Source organism: Streptomyces sp. NPDC051172 (assembly GCF_040682555.1).
Taxonomy (GTDB): domain Bacteria; phylum Actinomycetota; class Actinomycetes; order Streptomycetales; family Streptomycetaceae; genus Streptomyces.
The window spans coordinates 369-1,323 of sequence record NZ_JBFBBE010000367.1 but is presented as its reverse complement, the minus strand read 5'-3'; the positions used below and the strand labels follow the sequence as shown (position 1 = coordinate 1,323).

General features: G+C 72.3%; 2 protein-coding genes. Both read right to left on the bottom strand.

Annotated features, from left to right (window positions below):
* Window positions 1–741, bottom strand: a 741-nt coding sequence (locus AB0N07_RS51175; RefSeq protein ID WP_365847873.1) for an HNH endonuclease, incomplete at its 3' end; no start/stop codon positions are given.
* Window positions 741–955: hypothetical protein (locus AB0N07_RS51170; RefSeq protein WP_365847871.1), on the bottom strand; the 215-nt coding region annotated here is incomplete at its 5' end. The genes AB0N07_RS51175 and AB0N07_RS51170, both read right to left, overlap by 1 nt.

Genomic DNA, 955 nt, shown 5'->3' with positions numbered 1-955 from the left:
CGGCGCGCTCTCGCGCTGCGGTGCCTGCTCTGCTGCGGGGGTGGTGCTGCCAGCCTCCTCGGGAGCGGTGGGTGCGGGGACGACGTCGTGCTCGGCCAGGAAGGCCAGGGTGTCCGCGCCGTACAGCGGGTGCTCCGGCGGCGGCATCAGGGCCCGGTCGAACGAGGTGTTCTCCTCGTCCTTACGGGCGCTGTTGCACGACCGGCACGCGACCACGAGGTCCTCGGGCGAGGCCGCGCCCTGCCCCGGACGCACATGGTCGTAGGTCGCGCCGCGCCCCGACTTCCGGTCGCGCCAGGCCACGGTCTTGCCGCACCAGCGGCAGCCGTCACCGTCGCGGAGCCGCACGGGCACCGTCAGCTCGGGGTTCGCGACGTCGTTCCGGCGCTGCGTCTCCCAGGCCCGCTCCTTCTTCAAGAGCATGTGGAAGAGGTCCTTCTCCTCCAAGAGCCGGAACGCGCGCCGCGGCACACCCTCGGCGTCCTCCGCCGTCGTCTCGACGAAGTACCCCGCACGCACCGCGGCCGCCACGAGCGCCTCGAACCTCGAGCTACCGGCCATCACGCGGGCAGTACCGACCGTGACCACGTAGTCGCGCTCGTGCTGCGCCGCCATGACCGCGCAACGGGCCACGAACCCGAAGAGCTCGTTGACGATGCGGTCGTCCGCGTCGTCGGCCTCCATGGCCGCCAACGCGATCGGGTGAGTCGCGCTGGCGTCCGAGACCTTCAGCCACGGCATCAGCCCTCGCCCTCAACACCCGCGAGCGCGGTGCGGATGCGAGTGGCCGTTGCCTCGAGCCACTCGGACTCGTCGGACATCCCGCCGGAGAAGTCGCGCAGCTCCTCAGCCTCGGCGTCGAGCCGGACCGCGAGGTCGAGCGCGGCGCTGAGCGCCCGGTACATGACCTGCTCGACTTCGAGGACGTCCTGCACGGCACGGGCCACGAGGCCGG